Source organism: Skermanella pratensis (genome assembly GCF_008843145.1).
Taxonomy (GTDB): Bacteria; Pseudomonadota; Alphaproteobacteria; order Azospirillales; family Azospirillaceae; genus Skermanella; species Skermanella pratensis.
This window is the reverse complement of record NZ_CP030265.1, coordinates 4,859,610-4,879,302: the sequence shown is the minus strand read 5'-3', so window position 1 is coordinate 4,879,302 and position 19,693 is coordinate 4,859,610. Positions and strand designations below refer to the sequence as shown.

The following is a 19,693-nucleotide window of genomic DNA, read 5'->3' as shown; positions in this document are numbered from 1 at the left end:
TTCGGGACCGCGCGGCTTTTCCGTTTGGGCATTGCCCGGGGCTTCCCCCGGGGCTTCCGCAGCATCGGTGGACATCAGCCCCGCCGGCACGGTACAAGCAGGGAAACCCGTGTCGGCCGAAACCTTTGAACAGAAGACGGGCCGCACCATACCTGCGTCCTGGGAACCGAGCGCCATCATGCAGACCGCCAACGACATCCGCGCCACCTTCCTGAACTATTTCGCCAGTCAGGGTCACCAGATCGTGGACTCCAGCCCGCTGGTGCCGCGCAACGATCCGACGCTGATGTTCACCAACGCCGGCATGGTGCAGTTCAAGAACGTCTTCACCGGGGCCGAGGCGCGCTCTTATTCCCGGGCGACCACCAGCCAGAAATGCGTGCGCGCGGGCGGCAAGCACAACGACCTGGACAATGTCGGCTACACCGCCCGGCACCACACCTTCTTCGAGATGCTCGGCAATTTCTCGTTCGGCGACTACTTCAAGGAAGGCGCCATCGAGCATGCCTGGAACCTGATCACGAAGGAGTACGGGCTTCCGGCGGACAAGCTGCTGGTCACCGTCCACTCCTCCGACGAGGAGGCGGCCGCCCTGTGGCGGAAGATCGCCGGCCTGGACGACGGCAGGATCATCCGCATCCCGACCGACGACAATTTCTGGCGCATGGGCGACACCGGCCCGTGCGGCCCCTGCTCCGAGATCTTCTACGACCACGGCCCGGCGGTGGCCGGAGGCCCGCCGGGCAGCGCCGACCAGGACGGCGACCGCTTCATCGAGATCTGGAACCTCGTGTTCATGCAGTACGAGCAGGTGACGCCCGACCGGCGGATCGACCTGCCCAAGCCTTCGATCGACACCGGCATGGGCCTGGAGCGGCTGGCGGCGGTGCTCCAGGGCAAGCACGACAACTACGACATCGACCTGCTGCGCACGCTGATCCTGGCCTCGGCCGACGCCACCAAGGTCGCCGCCGACGGTCCGCACGCGGTCTCCCACCGGGTCATCGCCGACCATCTGCGCTCGACCTCGTTCCTGATCGCCGACGGCGTGCTGCCGTCAAACGAGGGCCGCGGCTACGTGCTGCGCCGGATCATGCGCCGCGCCATGCGCCACGCCCATATCATCGGCTGCAAGGAGCCCTTGATGCACCGCCTGGTCCCGGCGCTGGTCCAGCTCATGGGCACGCATTATCCGGAACTGGTGCGGGCGCAGCCGCTGATCACCGAGACCCTGAAGCTGGAGGAGACCCGGTTCAAGCAGACGCTGGAGCGCGGCCTGCGCCTGCTGGACGAGGAGACCGCCGGCATCCCCGAGGGCGGTTCGCTGCCCGGCGAGGTCGCCTTCAAGCTCTACGACACCTTCGGCTTCCCGGTCGACCTGACCCAGGACGTGCTGCGCGGCCGAAACCGCACGGTGGACATCGACGGCTTCAACCAGGCCATGGGCCGGCAGAAGGCCGAGGCGCGCAAGGCTTGGTCCGGCTCCGGCGAGGCCGCGACCGAGACCCTGTGGTTCGAGCTGCGGGACGAACTGGGCGCCACCGAGTTCCTAGGTTACGACACCGAGGTGGCCGAGGGCAAGGTGCTGGCCCTGATCGTCGACGGCAAGCGGGTGGAGACGGCCGAGGCCGGGGCCGACGCCCAGGTGATCGTCAACCAGACTCCCTTCTACGGCGAGTCCGGCGGCCAGGTCGGCGACAGCGGCGTCATGTTCACGGCGGACGGTGCCGAGGTGCCGGTCAACGACACCCAGAAGAAGCTGGGCGCGCTGTGGGTCCATCAGGCTAAGGTCGCCAAGGGCGCGGTCTCGGTCGGGGACGTGGTCGAGCTTCGGGTCGACACCGACCGGCGCGCCGCGATCCGCGCGAACCATTCCGCGACTCACCTGCTGCACGAGGCGCTGCGCCGCCGCCTGGGCGGGCACGTCACCCAGAAGGGATCGCTGGTGGCGCCGGAGCGCCTGCGCTTCGACATCAGCCAGCCCGTGGGATTGACCATCGAGGACATCGCCGTGGTCGAGGCGGAGGTCAACCGGCGGGTCCTGGGCAACAGCGACGTCGTGACGCGCCTGATGAGCCCGCAGGAAGCTGTCGAGCTGGGCGCCATGGCGCTGTTCGGCGAGAAGTACGGCGACGAGGTCCGGGTCGTCTCCATGGGCGGGCGCGATCCCGACGCCAACAAGGAGTTCTCGATCGAACTGTGCGGTGGCACCCATGTCCGCCGCACCGGCGACATCGGCCTGTTCAAGATCGTCGGCGAGGGCGCAGTGGCCGCCGGCGTCCGCCGCGTGGAGGCGCTGACCGGCCCCGGCGCCGCGGCCTACCTCAACGAGCAGGAGCACCTGCTCCAGCAGACCGCGGCGGCCCTGAAGGCGACGCCGGCCGAGGTGCCCGCCCGCGTCGCGGCCCTGGTCGAGGAGCGCCGACGGCTGGAGCGGGAGCTGACCGACCTCCGCCGCCAGGTCGCCATGGGCGGCGGCACCGGCCCGGCCGGCGGCGGCGGCGGCGAGAAGGAGGTCGCCGGCGTCAAGTTCGCCGCGCGCGTGCTCGACGGCATGCCCGCCAAGGACCTGAAGCCGATGGCCGACGAGATGAAGAAGCAGGTCGGCTCCGGCGTGATCGCCCTGGTCGCGGTCAACGACGGCAAGGCGTCGCTGGTGGTTGCCGTGACCGAGGACCTGACCGGCCGCTTCAGCGCGGTCGACTTGGTCAAGGCGGGTGCTGCGGCGGTCGGCGGCAAGGGCGGCGGCGGCCGCCCGGACATGGCGCAGGCCGGCGGGCCCGACGGCACCAACGCCCGGGACGCCGTCGCGGCGATAGAGCAGGCCATGGCGGGAGTTGCCTGAGATGACGCCTCCTGAAGTGAAGAAGTTCACCGGGACCGACAACTACGTCGCCACCGAGGATCTGCGGGTCGCCGTCAATGCCGCCGTGGCGTTGCAGCGCCCGCTGCTGGTCAAGGGCGAGCCCGGCACCGGAAAGACGATCCTGGCCGAGGAGATCGCGCGGGCGCTGGGCCGGCCGCTGATCCAGTGGCACATCAAGTCCACGACCAAGGCGCAGCAGGGTCTGTACGAGTACGACGCGGTCAGCCGCCTGCGCGACAGCCAGCTGGGCGACGAGCGGGTCCGCGACATCGCGAACTACATCGTCAAGGGCAAGCTGTGGGAGGCGTTCGACGCCCCCGAGGCGTCGGTGCTTCTGATCGACGAGATCGACAAGGCGGACATAGAATTCCCCAACGACCTGCTGCTCGAACTGGACCGGATGGAGTTCTTCGTCTACGAGACCCGGCAGGTGGTGAAGGCCCGCCGGCGGCCGGTCGTGATCATCACCTCGAACAACGAGAAGGAACTGCCGGACGCCTTCCTGCGCCGCTGCTTCTTCCATTACATCCGCTTTCCAGAACCGGAGACGATGGCGCGCATCGTCGAGGTCCATTATCCCGGACTGAAGGGCGACCTGCTGCGGGAAGCGCTCACCTTGTTCTACGAGGTCCGCGAGACGCCAGGCCTCAAGAAGAAGCCAAGCACCTCCGAGCTGCTGGACTGGATCAAGCTTCTGATGGTCGAGGACGTGCCGCCCGAAACCCTGCGCACCCGGGACGCCAAGAAGCTGATCCCGCCGCTCCATGGCGCCCTGCTGAAGAACGAGCAGGACGTACACCTGTTCGAGCGCTTGGCCTTCCTCAGCCGGCGCGAACGGGGGGATCCCGGGAAATAAGGGCAGAACTGCCGGGCCGAAACATGGCACTATGCGGGCTCGACGATTTCAGCCCGAAGTTCACCGACGAGCCATGTTCACGAATTTCTTCTACGAGTTGCGCAAGGCGCAGGTGCCGGTATCCCTGAAGGAGTACCTGGCGCTGATGGAGGCGATGCGTCAGGGCATCGCCGATTACAGTGTCGAAGACTTCTATTATCTCTCCCGCACCTGCCTCGTGAAGGACGAACGCAACCTCGACAAGTTCGATCAGGTTTTCGGCCACGTCTTCAAGGGGCTGGAAAGCACGAGCGACGGGGCCGATCCGGTCACCGCCGAAATCCCCGAGGAGTGGCTGCGCAAGCTCGCCGAAAAATACCTCACCGAGGAGGAGAAGCGGCAGATCCAGTCGCTCGGCGGCTGGGACAAGCTGATGGAGACGCTGGCCCAGCGGCTGGCGGAGCAGAAGGAGCGTCACCAGGGCGGCTCCAAATGGATCGGCACGGCCGGCACATCGCCGTTCGGCGCCTACGGCTACAATCCGGAGGGCATCCGCATCGGACAGGAGGGCAGTCGCCATCGCCGGGCCGTCAAGGTGTGGGACAAGCGTGAGTTCAGGAACCTGGACGACACCGTAGAGCTGGGCACCCGCAACATCAAGGTGGCGCTGCGCCGTCTGCGCAAGTTCGCCCGCGAGGGAGCGGCGGAGGAACTGGACCTCCCCGACACGATCCGCTCGACCGCCCGCAACGCCGGCACGCTCGACCTGAAGATGGTCCGGGAGCGGCACAACAGCGTCAAGGTGCTGCTGTTCCTCGACGTCGGCGGCTCCATGGACGACCATATCCGGATCTGCGAGGAGCTTTTCTCGGCCGCGCGGGGTGAGTTCAAGCATCTCGAATATTTCTATTTCCACAACTGTGTCTACGAGGGCGTCTGGCGCGACAACCGCCGCCGCCATGCCGAACGTACTTCCACCTGGGACGTGCTGCACACCTATGGGACCGATTACAAGCTGGTCTTCGTCGGCGATGCCGCGATGAGCCCCTACGAGATCGTCTATCCCGGCGGCAGCGTCGAGCATTGGAACGATGAGGCCGGGCAGGTCTGGCTACAGCGCCTGCTGAACACCTACAACCGCTCCATCTGGCTTAACCCCGCCCCCGAAGCCTATTGGGGCTACACGGAGAGCACCCGGATCCTGCAGCGGCTGATGGGCGGGCGTATGTATCCCCTGACCCTCGACGGGTTGGACGCCGGGATGCGTGAGCTGAACCGCTGACCGGCAGGGTGGTGCTTCCCGCGGCCATCCGGTCGATGCCCCGCGGCGTGGCTCCGAAGTCACGGTGCATTATCGTTTTCATGTCCGGCACCCGCCGGAAGTAGAAAGAACAGTTCATGTAATTGCCTTGAAAATTACCGTAGTGGTAGTTTGATCCTGTGCACGGATGCCTGTGCACCGGGGCACCGATCGCGGTATTCCATTGGAATAATTGGCATATGGGCGGTTTTTCTCCTGTATCGGAACAGAATGGTCATTCTCTTGCCTATGGCTTTCAACTTGATGGCGGGAGCAATCTAAACAAATGGTTTACCACTTTTGCATATAAATGTAACAGCAACCCTCTAGGCATCGGCAAGCTTATCTGGTAGCCTTCCACCGCGTCGGCACTAGATATAGGTTTTTATGGAAAGCGGCACGCCATATGCGGCCCACCATACTCCTGTCGGCAACAAATAATAGGGACCCGGATGAGTGGAGACAGCGGCATGAGTTGGACTGACGAACGGGTAGAGCGCCTGAAGCAACTCTGGGGCCAGGGGATGAGCGCGAGCGAGATCGCGGATGCCCTGGGTGACGTCACCCGCAACGCCGTGATCGGTAAGGCCCATCGCCTTGGATTGTCAGGACGGCCGTCACCGATCAAGAAGAAGCCGTCGCGCGGCGCCACGATCCTGGCCCTGACCGAACGCATGTGCAAATGGCCGGTCGGCGATCCCAAGCACGCGGATTTCCATTTCTGCGGCAAGACCGCCCAACCCGGCATGCCCTATTGCGCGGAGCACGCGGCCATCGCCTACCAGCCCAGCTCGAAGAAGCGCGACGAGGAGCGCGAGCGCAAAGTCGGCGCCGCCTGATCCGATCTCCGCGAAACCACCGAACGGCCCGCCGGCTTCCCGCCGGCGGGCTTCTTTTTTGGTACCTGGAGCAAAAGGCCGGGCGTTCAGGCTGTTGCTGAGCGCATCCTAATGAGGTTGGGCAAGTACGGGGCATCGGCTCCGGGAACGCCAACGCGATGGCCGAGATAGTTCCAGAAGGAGACGCCGAGCTTCGTGCAGGACAGCAGCAGGCCGGCGAAGGCGTCCCGGCACTCGCGTCCCTGATCGGAGCGGGTACCGCCGGAGATCTTGCGCTTGATCACCTGTGGGCGCAGGTCGCGCTCCGAGCCGTTGGTATTGAGCGGCACCTCGGGGCGGTCGAGCACGACCAGCAGTTCATCCTTGTTCGACCGCAGCCGCTCCAATAACCGGTCGAGCGTCGCGAACCCGGTGCGCCGTCGGAAGATCCGGTCAAAGCGTGCCCGTAGCTGTCCGCGCCGTCTTTTGTCGGGATCGCGACGATAAGCCTTGAGATCGGCGTAGAACCACCAGACCAGGCTGCGCAGGCGTTGCTGGGCCTGGAGGTGCTTGTCGGTGAAGGTGTCGAGCTTATGGATCAGCCGCTCGGCGTGGACCCAGCACAGGGCATGGCGCCCGACCGCGAACTGCCCCGCGTCGTCGGACAGGACCACGGTGTCGGGCAACAGGCCATGGGCCTTGATCGCGCCCCACACCGCTCCTTCGGTGGCGACCAGCACCGGATCGGGCGTCACAGCCAGCGTCGTGATCCCGAGCCGCTCCAGATGCCGGATCCACGCCTCCTCGTCGGCGAACCGATGCTCGGGATCGGCCTCCAGCCGGGCGACCACCGATCCCGCCAGCGCGCGCCGACGCATGTAGTCCAGCGCCTCGGCGTTGATCACGTAGTCGCCGTATCCGGCGCGCAGCACCGTCAGGAAATTCAGCCGGCTCTTGGAGCCTGTGGTGGCGAAGGCGGCAAAGTTGTCGTTGCCGATCTGGGTGCAGAAGCCGTTCCGGTGTTTGTGCCGCGCACCTGTGTCATCGACGCTGATCCAGGCGGCGGTTTCCAGTCCGGCCCGCAGCACCGCGCGGGCTTCGTCCAGAAAGGCGCCGTTGCCCGCGTTCAACAGGCGGACCACCTGACGCTTGGAAATGTCGATGCCAAATGCCCGGAGCTGGGTGACCAGCCGCGGCATCGTTACCTGGCCCTGATGATATTGCAGCAGCACGAAACGGCGCAGTTCCGGCCCAAAGTGGCCGGTGATCCCGGCCGGCATCGGCGCTGTCACCGTCCTGCCGTCCGGCGTTTTCCAGCGTTCACGGCGGATGCGAACGACATGCGGGCGCAGCTCGAGATCCTGGACGACGAAGTCCTCGTAACTTTTGAAGCGCGAGCCGGTCGGCACGTCAGCCTTGATGATCCGGTCCTCGTGGATGACCAGCCGCTCGGTCTTACGGCGCTTCCTCCCGCGCCGACTGTCGGTGCCCTCCGGCTTAGGCTCGGTCTTCCGCTCCATGCCGCTCGGACGGATCGCCGGCCGACCCTTCACGCCCTTGAGTGCGGCGATCTCCGCTCGCAAGTCCGCAATCGCCTGCTTAAGCGCGGCATTCTCTGCCAGCAGGCGTTCGGTCAGGGCTTCAAGGTCGCCGCGCGACAGGCCGGAAAGTGAAAGTTTCTCAGGGGCGGACACATCAGGAAAGATGGCGCCAGCGCCGATCACAACCAACCCCAGCACGCCTCATGCCTGCCCGGCCTTTTGCCCCAAGTACCTTTTTTGCCCGTAACCCCTTCCGGCGGCTTGTTTCGGACAAAGAAAAAGGGGTGCCGTCCGGCACCCCTTTCTCCTGTCGGGTCCCTCCGCTGGAAGGGCCCGTGAAACCCGTCCGGATTACTGGAAGCGGATCTCGGCGCGACGGTTGGACGGCTCGCGGACGCCGTCGCCGGTAGCGATCAGCGGCTGCGTCTCGCCGACGCCGCGGGTGGTGATCTGACCGGCCGGGACGCCACGCTGCACCAGGGCCTCGCGTACGGCGGACGCACGACGCTCCGACAGGCGCTGGTTGTAGGCAGCCGAGCCCGAGGTGTCGGTGTGGCCGAGCACGTTCAGGCGGGACGCGTTGGTCCGGCGGGCATCGCTGACGACCGTGTTCAGGATGTCCTGGGCCGCCGGGGTGATGGCCGAGCGGTCGAAGTCGAAGAACACGAAGTAGACGGCGTTGGCCAGCGGAGCGGCCGGCGGAACGGCCGCCGCCGGGGCGGCGGCTGCGGCTGCCGGCGGCGGCGGGCAGTCATAGCTTCCGGCGTGGAGAACGGCAGTGTTGGTGGCGGCAATCACGGGCTTGCCGGTGGAGTCCACCACCGTGTTGCACTTTTCCGAGGCGCTTTGAGCCAGCACGCTGGCGGGCGCAACGACCGACATCGCCAGGAACGCAAAGACGCCCGAGGCAGCGATTTGATTAAGGCGCACGACCTTCTCCCTTGAGCTGAATTGGTGCATCAACATAACGCGTACACGCGAGAGTCCAATGCGGAAAACACATACGGCGCGGGCACGGTTCCTATCGGATCCGAAGAACGGAGGCTAGTCCGTAACATCCAGAACGAGGAGTAACCTGCCGAAAACAAACGTTTTCCACAAGCTTCGCGGAGCGGCCGGCCGGAGCGCCGTTTCCGTACAAACGAGACAGAAACGATAAAGTCACGGGACCCGGACAGAGCCGAATAATCCATAACCCTATAATCAAGACGGAGTGAACCCGACCAACACGGACTCAATAGTCCAAGTCACCATGCTTGATCTGCACCAGCTCGCCTTTGGACAGGGAGAGCAGCAGGACGGCGATCAGTTCATGCATGATCACGGTATGATGGTTGTCCGACTCCTGCATGTAGTGGCGCAGCGCATCGCGGACCTTATGTACACCTGTCACATCAATGAATATATCGATATCTTCACCCATTCGGGCCAGTTCCATGAAATCGCTGTAAGTTTTCACGCCTCTAGACCGGGCCAATACAATGCCCGGGGCATCGGGGTTTAAATCGGCAATGCCTATAACCTTGACAAAATCTGCGGAGAGAAGCTGCTCAAGCAGCGGCGCGCCGGTTTCACCTGCCCCGACGATCGCGATTCTGATCTTGTGTGGCATCTTTGCAATTCCTCTGCACGGCGGACACAGGTAGCCCCCGGTATTATGACGCGTCCGGTTTATACCATTTCGCGAAGTGGCCTCTAGATTTACGCGCCGAGCAGCAAAAAGCAACCCCGCCCGATCGAATCGGGCGGGGTCGCGGTGAAACGAAACCTGCGACGGGCCGGGTCAGGCGGCTTCGGCCATGGCCTTCTTCAGGTTCTCGTCCAGCTTGTCCAGGAACTGCTTGGTGGTCAGCCAGGGCTGCTCCGGGCCGATCAGGATGGCGAGGTCCTTGGTCATGAAACCGGCCTCCACGGTGCTGACGCACACCTTCTCCAGGGTCTCGGCGAACCGGGTGACCTCGGGGGTGCCGTCGAACTTGCCGCGATAGGACAGGCCCTGGGTCCAGGCGAAGATCGAGGCGATCGGGTTGGTCGAGGTCTCGCGGCCCTTCTGGTGCTCGCGATAGTGCCGGGTCACGGTGCCGTGGGCGGCCTCGGCCTCGACCGTCTTGCCGTCGGGGCTCAGCAGCACCGAGGTCATCAGGCCCAGCGAGCCGAAGCCCTGCGCCACGGTGTCGGACTGCACGTCGCCATCGTAGTTCTTGCAGGCCCAGACGAAGCCGCCGTCCCACTTCATGACGCTGGCGACCATGTCGTCGATCAGGCGATGCTCGTAGGTCAGGCCGAGCTTCTTGAACTCCTCGGCGAACTCCGCGTCGAAGACCTCCTCGAACAGGTTCTTGAAGCGGCCGTCATAGACCTTCAGGATCGTGTTCTTGGTCGACAGGTAGACCGGCAGCTTGCGCGCCAAGCCATAATTCATGCAGGCCCGGGCGAAGCCGCGGATGCTTTCGTCCAGATTGTACATGCCCATGGCGACGCCGGCCTCGGGGAACTGGAAGACGTCGTAGGTCACCGGTTCGCCGCCGCCGTCGGGCGTGAAGGTCATGGTCAGCTTGCCCGGGCCGGGAACCTGGAAGTCGGTCGCGCGGTACTGGTCGCCGAAGGCGTGGCGGCCGATGATCAGCGGCTTGGTCCAGCCTGGAACCAGGCGCGGCACGTTGGAGCAGATGATCGGTTCGCGGAAGACGGTGCCGCCCAGGATGTTGCGGATCGTGCCGTTGGGCGACTTCCACATCTTCTTGAGGTTGAACTCCTTGACGCGCGCCTCGTCCGGGGTGATCGTGGCGCACTTGACGCCCACGCCGTACTGCTGGATTGCCTTGGCCGCATCGACGGTGACTTGGTCGTCGGTCTTGTCGCGATACTCCATGCCCAGATCGTAGTACTTCACCTCGATGTCGAGGTAGGGCAGGATCAGCTTTTCCTTGATGAACTGCCAGATGATCCGGGTCATTTCGTCGCCGTCGAGTTCGACGACGGGGTTAGCGACCTTAATCTTTGCCATGTATGAAATCTCCCGGTTGGAGCGGGTAGCGTGTGGTTCTTGGGCGCCCTGGATGCCGCCGTTCGGAGGCGGTTCAGCAGGCGTCGTGCGGCGTGCCAGAAGTTTGGACGGCGCGTCTTATAGCACCGTCCTTTCCGCATAAGAAGGCGCACATGCCCGCAGCGGTCCCGCGTCGCAGGCCCAGGGTCCCGGAGGGGCCGCCTGTCGGTTCACAGCCACTTGGTTTCGGGCTTGATCACGGATTCCGGCTGGCGCGACAGGGCCGGCATCACATCCTCCACCCGGCTCACCACGGTGAACAGCTTGCGGTGCCCGGGCTGGGCGAAGCCCTGGGCGATCATGTGGTCGAGCAGCGCTTCGAACGGATCCCAGTAGCCGTCGATGTTGGCGATCACCACCGGCTTGTCGTGCAGGCGGAGCTGCTTCCAAGTCAGGATCTCGAAGGTCTCGTCCAGCGTGCCCAGTCCGCCGGGCAGGACGACGAACGCGTCGGAACGGTCGACCATCATCCGCTTGCGGGTATGCATGCTGTCGACCACCAGCAGTTCGGTCAGGCCGGTATGCTCCACCTCGAGCACCTGGATATGCTCCGGGATGATCCCGACGACGGCACCGCCGGCCGCGATCGCGGCATCGGCGACGATCCCCATCAGCCCGACGCGGCCGCCGCCATAGACGAGCTGGTGGCCGTTCCGCCCGATCAGCGTGCCGAGCAGATGGGCGGCATCCTTGTAGGTATCGCTGACGCGGCTCGACGAGCCGCAATAGACGCAAATCGAATTCAAATCCTTCATTCCATCACCCTTACGGACCGCGGCGGCCGGAACCGGGCATGGCGCCTGCCGCCGGCGGTCGATCCGTCCGCGCCGTCCAGCCTCTCACGGCGGAGCCGCCGAGCCAAGTGCAACCATGACGATCCGCCGCATGTCCTGGCGCCCAGGCGTGAACAGACCGGCTCGACGGATGGCCCGGCATGATTTAGACGGATGAGTTTCGGCGGTTGACGTAACTTCTATGCATCCTGATCTACACCGAATAGACTTTGCGGCGGACGAGGATCGGATCGTTCGGAGAAAGACAAGCGGGACGATCGTGAAGAGAGCGCTCATAATCGGTGCCATCGGCGTCGCCCTGTTGGGCACCGCCCTGGCCTTGACCTGGCTCGACCAGCCCGGTGAATCGTTGATGGACGCGGCACCTCCCACGGCCGGAAAAGCGGATGCCGGGCCGTCCGTGTCGGCTGCGGCGCCCGCTTCCGAACCGGCCGCGACGCCGGACAAGCTTCCGGAGCCGCCAAGGCCGGAACCCGGACCCGGCTCGCCGCCAAGCTTCGATGTCGTCCGGGTCACGCCGCAGGGCAACGCCGTCATCGCCGGGCGTGCCGAACCGCATGCCACCGTGACCGTGCTGGACGGCGGCCGGTCGATCGGGCAGGCGGTCGCCGACCAGCGGGGCGAATGGGTGCTGCTGCCCGACGATCCGCTCGGACCGGGCGGGCGCCAGCTCAGCCTGTTGGCGCGGGCAGCCGGGGCCGAGGCGTCGGTGCGCTCCGAGGACGTCGTGGTGCTGGTTCTGCCCGAGCCGGCCCAGGACCTGGACGGCGCGATCGCGCTGGCGGTGCCCCGGGACGGCGGCGGCGCTTCCGCAGTCCTCCAGGCGCCTTCGGCCGCCGTTCCGGCGACGGCGCCGCAGCCGGCCGGCGGCGTGTCGGTCGACATCGTCGACTACGGAGGGGACGGGCGGGTGAACATCGGGGGGCGGGCGCCGCCGCAGACCCGCGTCCAGGTGTATCTGGACAATCTGCTGGTCGGCAACTCCCGGTCGGGCGGCGACGGGCGCTGGACCCTGACGCCCGAACAGCCGGTGCGGCCGGGCCGCTATGCCCTGCGCGCCGACCAGGTGGCCGAGGACGGCAAGGTCGCCGCCCGCACCGAGATCCCGTTCCAGATGGCCGAGCAGCGTCCTGTCTTGCCAGCCGGCCAGACGGTGGTGGTCCAGCCCGGCGCCAGCCTGTGGCGGATCGCACGGAGCACCTATGGCTCCGGCGTCCGGTTCAGCCTGATCTACGAGGCGAACCAGGAGCATATCCGCGATCCCGACCTGATCTACCCGGGCCAGATCTTCAGCGTGCCCCGGACCAATTGAAAGGGACGATTGGACGGGGCGGTGGCGTTACAGATAGTCGGAAAGGATGCGCAGGTAGGGCCGGACCTCCTGCAGGAACAGCAGGGTCTCAAACACGACGCCGGTCACGTCGAGATGCCGGTCCGCCTCGGACTCGCCGATCACCAGGATCTTCTGGCCTTCGTCGAGCACGAAACAAGCCCGTTCCAGGTGCTGCGACGCCCGGAGGATCGTCAGCACGTCGCGGCGGCGCTGGGGCGACTCCGCCGTGTAGGGAACCCAGCCGATCTCCGCCCAAATGCGGAAGCGCATGCGGTCGCCCAGCGGCGTGGTGGAGACCTGGAACAGAAGGTCGTCGACCACGAAGCGCTGGCTCGACGCCGGCGGGACCGCGGAGATGCCGAGCAGGCCGTCCGGGGTCACGTGGACGGTCCCCAGCTTCAATGGCAGCGCCGCCTGGGAGACTTCGACGAGAGCCTGCATCCTATCCGCTCCGATCTGGAAATGGACCGCGCAGGGCGCCGCCGAGGGGAGCATGGTGGAGTTTTCGCCTTAATATCGGGTAAAGGCACCGGGGTGCGGCGGTGGAAGTGGTTTGCATCCCGCTTCCGGTGCCATAAGTATCGGTGTCCGCCGAGCCCGTCTTCGCAATCCAGACCACCGCAGGAATCAACTTCCGACCATGTCCGCTCTGCAATCCGTCGTCGTTCCGATCAACCGTGCCGGTTGGCCCTTCATCGCGCTCTTCGCAGCCGCCACGGCCGTCCTTGCCTTCGTCGCCCAGCCGCTCGGCTGGATCGGGGCGCTGCTGACCGCCTGGTGCATCTATTTCTTCCGCGACCCCGACCGCGTCGTGCCGACCCGGCCTGGTTTGCTGGTCAGCCCGGCCGACGGAACGGTGCAGATGATCGTGCCGGCGGTGCCGCCGCCCGAACTGGGCATGGGGCCGCAGCCGCGCCTGCGCATCAGCATCTTCCTCAACGTCTTCAACGTTCACGTCAACCGCACCCCGGCCGCCGGCACGGTCGAGGCGGCGGAGTACCGCAAGGGCCGCTTCCTCAACGCGGCGCTGGACAAGGCGAGCGAGGAGAACGAGCGGATGGCGATCCGGCTGCGCCTGGACGACGGGCGGGAGATCGCCTTCGTGCAGATCGCCGGCCTGGTGGCCCGGCGGATCATCTGCCACCTGAAGCCGGGGCAGGTGGTGGCCGCGGGCGAGCGCTACGGCCTGATCCGCTTCGGCAGCCGGACCGACATCTACCTGCCCGACGGCGTTCACCCGCAGGTGATCGTCGGCCAGACCACGATCGGAGGGGAGACCGTCATCGCCGACCTCGGCTCGACGGAACCGGCAAGGCTTGGGAGGTGCGCTGACATGACCGCCCGCACCGAACGCGCCCGCCGGCGCAACCGTCCACCCCGCCTGAGCGGCCTGTCGATCAACCGGCTGCTGCCCAACATGCTGACCATGCTGGCCCTGTGCGCCGGCGTCACAGCCATGCGCTTCGCGATCCAGGGAAGGTTCGAGGCGGCCGTGGTGTCGGTCATGATCGCCGCCGTGCTCGACGCCCTGGACGGCAGGATCGCCCGGCTGCTGAACGGCCAGAGCCGGTTCGGCGAGGAGTTGGACAGCCTGTCCGACGTCGTCAGCTTCGGCGTGGCGCCGGCCATCACCTTGTACCTTTGGGTCCTCGCCGGTGCCGGCACGCCGGGCTGGATCGCGGTGCTGGCCTTCAGCGTCTGCGCGGCGCTGCGGCTCGCCCGGTTCAACAGCAAGCTGGGCGACTCGGACCTGCCTCCTACGCCTACAACTATTTCACCGGGGTCCCGGCGCCGGCAGCAGCCGGGCTGGTGCTGCTGCCGCTGGTGATCTCGTTCGAGGCGGGCACCACGGTGTTCGGCCATCCGCTGTTCGTGGGGTGTGGGCCGCGGCGATCGCCCTGCTGATGGTGAGCCAGTGGCCGACCTTCTCGTTCAAGGGCATCCGGGTCCCGCAGAAATACGTGATCCCGCTGCTGGCCGCGGTCGGCCTGCTGGCGGCGATGCTGGTCAGCACCCCCTGGCTGACCCTGGCCCTGATCGGCGTGGCCTATCTGGCCAGCCTGCCGTTCAGCCTGCGGCAATACCGCAGGCTGCGCCGCGAGGCCGAGCGCCTGCACGAGGCGGCGCATCCGGACGCGGAGACGGCGGCGGAGACGGAAACGGAAACGGAAGCGGCCGACCGCCGGCCGGCGGACTGAACGGCCCGGGATGCTCGACGCCCGCCTGCGGCGGTTGATCGACCCGCCCCTCGGCCGCGCAGGCGCGGTCCTCGCCCGCCGCGGCGTGCCCGCCGACGCCGTGACGCTGGCGGGGTTCGCCGTGGGAGCCGCAGCCTTCCCGGCGCTGGCGGTCGGGTCTTACGGCGCGGCGCTGGCGCTGATCTTGCTGAACCGGGCGATGGACGGCCTGGACGGCGCGGTCGCGCGCCATGCCGGAGCCACCGACTTCGGCGGCTACCTGGATATAGTCTGCGACTTCCTGTTCTATTCGGGAGTGGTGTTCTTCTTCGCCGTGGGCCGGCCGGAAGACGCGCTGGCCGCCGCCTTCCTGGTGTTCAGCTTCGTCGGTACCGGCTCGTCGTTCCTGGCCTACGCGATCCTGGCGGCCAAGCGCGGCATTACCACCGAGATCCGCGGCGCCAAGTCGCTCTACTACGTCGGCGGCATCACCGAGGGGACCGAGACCATCGCGCTGTTCGCGGCGATGTGCCTGTTCCCCGACGCCTTCCCCTGGCTCGCCTGGGGCTTCGGCGCCCTGTGCTGGCTGACGACGGCGGCAAGGATCGCGGCGGCGGCCCGGACTTTCAGGGATTGAGGGAGAGTCGATCGTTCCGACATAGTCGTTCGGCGCAATCTCTTTGAACAGAAACGGATAATCGATAGGCAGCGTCGGGTGATTGCCCAGACCAGTATCTCTATTCTAAATGGCTTCTTACTCAAGACACTGAGGCTTTGTAACTGGGCGCCGAGATACATCAGAAAGTCTCTATCTTCTACCTTAGGATCGTCGTTCTTCGATAAAATAACGCACAGGTAGAATGCCGATCAATAGAAATCTTGTCGCATGCAATTCTCTTCCTGAACGTGCTATTACTTATATGGTGGCGACGAAATGACGGATTTGGCATCTATGTTGGTCAGGCATACCTGTAAGCCCAAAACTGCTTCAGTCGAAAAACTTGCTGCATTTGCGAACAAGACGGGCTTGGCATTCTGGGTCGTTGAGCCAGGCGGCGGTAAATTTGTCCACGTCAACAGTCATGCAAAGGCTATGTATCCGTATCATGACTTCAATAGCTCGGAATTTGCCAGTTGGCAGCGCTCTGGTGTCGAAAAGGGGAGAATTAGCAATCTTATTGCATACCTTGATACAGAGCTTTATATTCACCAAGTAAAAGATATATTCAACCGTAGTCCATTAATTGAATTTACTGTTGGGCATGCGGATACTGGAGCCAAATGCCACGTCATTCATGCTCAATGCCCGGATGGTTCTTGGATCCAATTGCGTTCCATGGATGGCGAGGTTCCTCCATTCGACGGAGAACATCTCGACGAAATACTGGGCTCCCAATCTCTGACGCCCCGATCCGTCGAGCGCATGATTCGGCGGGCAAATTACGAGTGCCCCCTCACGGTTGAGGAGTCGCTTAATTTAGTACAAGTTCCAACTGCGATCTGTACCTACTCAGGGTTGGTCATATTTGCCAATGAATCCATGATCCGCCTGTGCGAGCAAGGGGACGGGCTGCGCCTCGCCGGTGGTCGCCTGGTTGCACAGAATGACTGCGTAAGTGCCGACGTCAGCCGCATGATCGCGGACCATGCTGTTCTGGACGGGTCGCAGACTCCATCATTGTTGCGCATTCCCCGCAAGCGCGGACTTCCTCTGGTCGCATCGATAGAGCCTGCAATGCGGCATGTGACTGCGATCAAAGGGGTGGAGCCCATGTCGCTCGTTTCCGTAGCAGATCCTGATCAACGGCCGGAAATCCATCCCGAATGGCTGCAGTCTCTGTACGGATTGTCGATCGCTGAGGCGGAAGTAGCAGTGCTTGTGGCGTCCGGCCTTTCCGCGAAAGAAGTTGCCAGGGCGAGAAACGTATCACCTGGAACTGTCAACAATCAGCTGTCAGCGGCCTACGCTAAGACCGGAGCCTCCTCCGGTGCCAAGCTTCAACAGATCATCTCCAACCTTGCCCAGCTTCGCCTTGCGAACAGGCCATGGTCACGGTCCAATTTCAATTGACAAGCCCAAACCCGAGGAGATTCGAATGCAGATCGAGAACGTTAAAGCAAAGCTTCCGGTTGATGCGCTGACGGAAATTATGCTGGGAGAGGGCTTCTCGCATGGCGACATCAAGGTTGGCATGGAGGAGTATTGCCGACTTCTGGTACTTCTGAGGAGTAATCGTGAACCGCTTCGTCCTACAAAGCTGGGCGATGAGGTTCTTCATCTGCATTTGAAAATGGCTCGTTTCGATCACGATTGCCTCGACATTCTAGGGGCGAAGCTTAATCACTATGCCAGTGATAGAGAGTCTGTCGAGTTGACTGCGATGTGGCAGCGCACTCGGGAACTCACCATCGCTACGTTTGGCATTGATCCATTAACTGGTGGGAATAGACACGTTTCGGACAAGTCTCATCCTGTAGTGAACGAGCAGGCGGCGCCGTGCCACGTGACGCTGGAGCAGGCGGCGCCGTGCCACGTGACGCTGGAGCAGGCGGCGCCGTGCCACGTGACGCTGGAGCAGGCGGCGCCGTGCCACGTGACGCTGGAGCAGGCGGCATAAGTCTGTTTCGGAACGGCGGTGGGCTATTCCCGCCGCCCTTGTTCAAACCTTATTGGTCAGCTTTGTTGCTATTCGGCAACACTTCACCTGGCCTGCTTGCACCTATATGGATCGTCTCATATACGAATGAACTAAGCTTTATGCACTTCGCTGTATGGGCTAATGTCTTTCTCGCGGAACGATAATTGTTCCCCTGGGTTGCAATTCATTCCCATAGAAAGAGACGAGCCATGTCAGATGATATTGAACCGTCGCCTGGCCGGCGGAACCTGTTTGTCTCAAAGAACATCACCATCGGATCCCATCGGACCAGCATGCGGCTGGAGCCTTATGCCTGGAACCCCCTTTATGAGATCTGCAATCGCGAGCGGCGATCCGTGAACGATCTCTGCACGGAGATCGCGGGAAGCCGGAGCGAATGCGGCAGCCTGACCAGCGCCGTTCGTCTTTACGTCCTGCGCTATTTTCGCGAGGCTGCGAATGAGAGGGGGCATGCGGAAGCCGCCCACGGGCAGGGACAAACGCAGGATGCGGCCCATGAAGCGCCCGGGCACGGTGCCGCTCGTCCGCGTGGTTTCATGGTCAACTGACTCAGCAATCTCCCCTCATGCCGCCGCGCACACCTCTCAGGATTTTCTCGATGTCGGCTTTGGCTCTGCCGTACTTTGGATCGCTTCGTGCCCGAAAGTAAGTGATCGCATACTGCCATAGCGCCGATGGAAGTTCGTCTCCGAGCCACTCGTCCGAAATCCTGTGAATGATGGTTTCGAGGCTGGTCTTCTCTTCATCGCAGATCTGGTCGAGCGCCAACCACAGATCGGCCTCGAGCGTCAAACTCACCACGCTGCAGCCAATGTAAAGTTGACGGGAGAGAAGTGTGTCAGGTCTATGGCTCAAGATGTTCTCTCTTCAATTAAAGGTTTGCATCGGCCATGATGGAATTGAACGACTTTCTTGATTTCTATCATAGTGCAAGCCCGACTTGCATGGTCCGAACGTATTGCGCCTGCATGCCGCAGGGTTGCAAGAGGGCTGGGTTCGACACGGCGCTTCTCCGCCCCCATTACTTGGCATCCGCAGCCGTTACCCAGAGTGCGGCCGTCACGATCAGCGCGGCACCGGCGAAGGTCCAGGTATCCGGAACCTCGCCGAAAATCAGCCACCCGATGCACGCGCCGACCGGAATCTGGGCGAGATCGATCGGGGCTGCCCTGGACGCACCGATCCGGCTGTAGCAGCGAGCCGAACACCACTGTGAGCAGACTCCGAAGACGCCCAGGGCGATCAGGATGCCCCAATCGCCCGGACCCGGCGCAGTCCAGTTCCAGGCCGCGGGAATCGACAGCACGGTGACGGCAAAGATCCCGAAGACGATTACGATGACCGACGGGGAGTTGGTATCGGTCAGGCGGCGGACCGCAAGCTGGCTGCCGGACGACGTCAACGCGGCCGCGAGCGCGGCGGCGGCGCCCACCGTTGCCGCCGTCGGCGTGAAGTTGTCGGCGAAGGCGGAACTCAGTTGCGGCCACAGGGCGATCACCACCCCGGACACGCCGAGGCAGGCCGCCGCCCACACGATTGGACCGGGGCGCTCCTTGCACAGGACCGCGGCCAGGGCGATCAGAAGGAAGGTACGCCCCGCGAGAACGACCGAGACAAGGGCGATCGGGAGATGCGTGAACGCGACCAGGATGCAGAACAGGGCGGTCACGCCCAGGATGCCGCGAGCCGCATGCCAAACGGGATCCTTTAGAACGCGCAACTCGGCGATGGCGCGCCATGCCACGATGACGATCAGCAATCCGAAGCCGGCCCGGAGGAATGCCAGTTCGACCGGAGGGAGCTTCGTCCCCAGGAACTTCGCCGAGGCTCCGGAAAGGCTGAAAGCAAAGCACCCGGCAATCATCCATGATGCGCCGTCGATCCGGCGACGGATATCAATCAATCCGGTCATTTTTATCCGCTCCACGCACCAAAAAGTTTATTACCTGGGCAATCTAACTTATCTTACACGAAAATGTGGTTATTGCCACATACCGTTAGATGTCGTTGAACTTAAAAGCCTAGGTTTGGTGCGGGAGCGGAGCGCAGGTCATCCCGCGACGCAGTTGTAGGCCGAGATCCGGCTGTTCCGGGACTCGGTCTCGTAGCGCTCGACCACGGAAGCGGTACGGCCCCACTGGCGGCAGATGCCTTCCGCTTCCGCGTCGACCGCCGGTTCGGGCCGCCCGTCGGCCGGGTGGCTGATCGTGACGGCGGCAGGCAGCCGGACCGGAGGCTGGTCCGGCGTGCCGCATCCCGCCAGGCCGGCGGCCGCGAGGAGGAGGAGGAGGCCCGCGGGACGGAACGCAGCCAGGCCGTCCAC

General features: G+C 64.3%; 20 protein-coding genes and 1 pseudogene. 12 read left to right on the top strand and 9 right to left on the bottom strand.

The features are described 5' to 3' along the window. The first annotated feature begins 178 nt into the window (after positions 1 to 178). The 4 genes from alaS (at position 179) to DPR14_RS22385 (ending at position 5,840) form a co-directional block, all read left to right on the top strand. Positions 179 to 2,845, top strand: coding sequence for an alanine--tRNA ligase (gene alaS, locus DPR14_RS22400; RefSeq protein WP_158047121.1), 2,667 nt, complete (start codon positions 179 to 181; stop codon positions 2,843 to 2,845). A gap of 1 nt (position 2,846) precedes the next feature. Next, positions 2,847 to 3,722: an AAA family ATPase gene (locus DPR14_RS22395; RefSeq protein WP_158047120.1), complete on the top strand. Its 876-nt coding sequence runs from the start codon at positions 2,847 to 2,849 to the stop codon at positions 3,720 to 3,722. A 73-nt stretch (positions 3,723 to 3,795) separates the two neighbouring features. Continuing rightward, the gene (locus DPR14_RS22390) at positions 3,796 to 4,983 is read left to right on the top strand and encodes a vWA domain-containing protein (RefSeq protein ID WP_158047119.1); all 1,188 of its coding nucleotides are present in this window, start codon (positions 3,796 to 3,798) and stop codon (positions 4,981 to 4,983) included. Positions 4,984 to 5,471: 488 nt separating this feature from the next. Further along, the gene (locus DPR14_RS22385; protein ID WP_158047118.1) at positions 5,472 to 5,840 is read left to right on the top strand and encodes a GcrA family cell cycle regulator; all 369 of its coding nucleotides are present in this window, start codon (positions 5,472 to 5,474) and stop codon (positions 5,838 to 5,840) included. Positions 5,841 to 5,926: 86 nt separating this feature from the next. Here DPR14_RS22385 and DPR14_RS28945 read toward each other — a convergent pair whose 3' ends face one another. From DPR14_RS28945 to DPR14_RS22360, 5 genes are all read right to left on the bottom strand, one after another. Beyond that, complete coding sequence (locus DPR14_RS28945; RefSeq protein WP_343038671.1) at positions 5,927 to 7,558, bottom strand: IS66 family transposase; 1,632 nt, start codon at positions 7,556 to 7,558, stop codon at positions 5,927 to 5,929. Between the two features lie 153 nt (positions 7,559 to 7,711). Next, positions 7,712 to 8,290 carry an OmpA family protein gene (locus DPR14_RS22375; protein WP_192499110.1) on the bottom strand — a complete coding sequence of 193 codons (579 nt, stop codon included), beginning with the start codon at positions 8,288 to 8,290 and terminating at the stop codon, positions 7,712 to 7,714. 304 nt (positions 8,291 to 8,594) lie between these two features. After that, positions 8,595 to 8,972 carry a Gfo/Idh/MocA family oxidoreductase gene (locus tag DPR14_RS22370; RefSeq protein WP_158047116.1) on the bottom strand — a complete coding sequence of 126 codons (378 nt, stop codon included), beginning with the start codon at positions 8,970 to 8,972 and terminating at the stop codon, positions 8,595 to 8,597. A gap of 171 nt (positions 8,973 to 9,143) precedes the next feature. Beyond that, entirely contained in the window at positions 9,144 to 10,367 is a 1,224-nt protein-coding gene (locus tag DPR14_RS22365; RefSeq protein ID WP_158047115.1) for an NADP-dependent isocitrate dehydrogenase, read from the bottom strand. A gap of 209 nt (positions 10,368 to 10,576) precedes the next feature. Continuing rightward, a complete protein-coding gene (locus DPR14_RS22360) occupies positions 10,577 to 11,161 on the bottom strand; it encodes an LOG family protein (protein WP_158047114.1) in 585 nt (194 codons plus the stop codon). A gap of 298 nt (positions 11,162 to 11,459) precedes the next feature. Here DPR14_RS22360 and DPR14_RS22355 point away from each other — a divergent pair, with 298 nt between their 5' ends. Further along, positions 11,460 to 12,512, top strand: a complete 1,053-nt coding sequence (locus DPR14_RS22355; protein WP_158047113.1) for a LysM peptidoglycan-binding domain-containing protein — start codon at positions 11,460 to 11,462, stop codon at positions 12,510 to 12,512. A 27-nt stretch (positions 12,513 to 12,539) separates the two neighbouring features. Here the strand turns inward: DPR14_RS22355 and DPR14_RS22350 are convergent, their stop codons facing one another. Next, a complete protein-coding gene (locus tag DPR14_RS22350; RefSeq protein WP_192499109.1) occupies positions 12,540 to 13,028 on the bottom strand; it encodes a hypothetical protein in 489 nt (162 codons plus the stop codon). 145 nt (positions 13,029 to 13,173) lie between these two features. Between DPR14_RS22350 and DPR14_RS22345 the strand changes: the two are divergent. The 7 genes and pseudogenes from DPR14_RS22345 to DPR14_RS22320 all read left to right on the top strand — a co-directional run. Beyond that, a pseudogene (locus DPR14_RS22345) lies at positions 13,174 to 13,854 on the top strand (phosphatidylserine decarboxylase); the annotation flags it as partial. Positions 13,855 to 13,866: 12 nt separating this feature from the next. After that, the gene (locus tag DPR14_RS28940; RefSeq protein ID WP_343038749.1) at positions 13,867 to 14,361 is read left to right on the top strand and encodes a CDP-alcohol phosphatidyltransferase family protein; all 495 of its coding nucleotides are present in this window, start codon (positions 13,867 to 13,869) and stop codon (positions 14,359 to 14,361) included. A gap of 49 nt (positions 14,362 to 14,410) precedes the next feature. Then, positions 14,411 to 14,731: a CDP-alcohol phosphatidyltransferase family protein gene (locus DPR14_RS28935; RefSeq protein WP_343038670.1), complete on the top strand. Its 321-nt coding sequence runs from the start codon at positions 14,411 to 14,413 to the stop codon at positions 14,729 to 14,731. Between the two features lie 10 nt (positions 14,732 to 14,741). Further along, positions 14,742 to 15,347 (top strand): CDP-alcohol phosphatidyltransferase family protein, encoded by a 606-nt coding sequence (locus tag DPR14_RS22335; protein ID WP_158047111.1) that lies wholly within the window; start codon positions 14,742 to 14,744, stop codon positions 15,345 to 15,347. 297 nt (positions 15,348 to 15,644) lie between these two features. Then, positions 15,645 to 16,781, top strand: coding sequence for a helix-turn-helix transcriptional regulator (locus DPR14_RS22330; RefSeq protein ID WP_158047110.1), 1,137 nt, complete (start codon positions 15,645 to 15,647; stop codon positions 16,779 to 16,781). Between the two features lie 25 nt (positions 16,782 to 16,806). After that, positions 16,807 to 17,328 carry a hypothetical protein gene (locus tag DPR14_RS22325; RefSeq protein WP_158047109.1) on the top strand — a complete coding sequence of 174 codons (522 nt, stop codon included), beginning with the start codon at positions 16,807 to 16,809 and terminating at the stop codon, positions 17,326 to 17,328. 230 nt (positions 17,329 to 17,558) lie between these two features. After that, positions 17,559 to 17,918 (top strand): ribbon-helix-helix domain-containing protein, encoded by a 360-nt coding sequence (locus DPR14_RS22320; protein WP_158047108.1) that lies wholly within the window; start codon positions 17,559 to 17,561, stop codon positions 17,916 to 17,918. Position 17,919: 1 nt separating this feature from the next. Here DPR14_RS22320 and DPR14_RS22315 read toward each other — a convergent pair whose 3' ends face one another. The 3 genes from DPR14_RS22315 to DPR14_RS22305 form a co-directional block, all read right to left on the bottom strand. Further along, positions 17,920 to 18,162 carry a hypothetical protein gene (locus tag DPR14_RS22315; RefSeq protein WP_211103854.1) on the bottom strand — a complete coding sequence of 81 codons (243 nt, stop codon included), beginning with the start codon at positions 18,160 to 18,162 and terminating at the stop codon, positions 17,920 to 17,922. A gap of 229 nt (positions 18,163 to 18,391) precedes the next feature. After that, positions 18,392 to 19,282, bottom strand: a complete 891-nt coding sequence (locus DPR14_RS22310; RefSeq protein WP_158047106.1) for a DMT family transporter — start codon at positions 19,280 to 19,282, stop codon at positions 18,392 to 18,394. 138 nt (positions 19,283 to 19,420) lie between these two features. After that, on the bottom strand, positions 19,421 to 19,693 hold the full coding sequence (locus DPR14_RS22305; RefSeq protein WP_158047105.1) for a hypothetical protein: 273 nt from the start codon (positions 19,691 to 19,693) through the stop codon (positions 19,421 to 19,423).